Annotated in this window: 1 protein-coding gene; it reads right to left on the bottom strand. The window is 70.6% G+C overall.

The window, feature by feature from the left end:
- Window positions 1-548 (bottom strand): FAD-dependent oxidoreductase (locus THIARS_RS18135; protein WP_186436773.1); only part of this gene is annotated, 548 nt, incomplete at both ends.

Here is a 548-nt window from a genome sequence, read left to right on the forward strand (position 1 = left end):
TCGGTGAACACCACGGCCGGCATGGCCGAGAGGTCGAGTGTCGCATCGCCTCCGGTCATGTTGATGGCCGCACGCGTGCCCCCGGCTGCGGCCACATAGACGAACTGGGGTTGATCGGTACAGTCCCCGGCGGCATAGATGTGGGGCACGTTGGTGCGCAGATGGTCGTCCACCGCAATGGCGCCGCGCGCGTCGCACTCCACCCCGGCGGCCTGCAGATTGAGCGCCGCCGTGTTGGGCGCGCGGCCCGTCGCCACCAGCAGGCGCTCGGCCCGAATCTCGCCACGGTTCGTGGTCAGCGCGAAGCTGCCGCCGGCATGAGCCACCGCGCTGGCCTGGGTGTGGGTCAGCACGGTGATGCCCTCCTCGCGGAACGCGGCGGCAACGGCTTCGCCGATGGCCGGATCTTCCTGCGAGAACAGCGTGTGGCGCGCCAGGACGGTGACCTGGCTGCCCAGGCGGGCGAAGGCCTGGGCCAGTTCCAGCGCCACGACGGAAGAGCCGATGACCGCCAGGCGCGGCGGAATCGTGTCGCTTTCCAGCGCCTC

The organism is Thiomonas delicata (genome assembly GCF_900088825.1).
GTDB lineage: Bacteria > Pseudomonadota > Gammaproteobacteria > Burkholderiales > Burkholderiaceae_C > Thiomonas_A > Thiomonas_A delicata.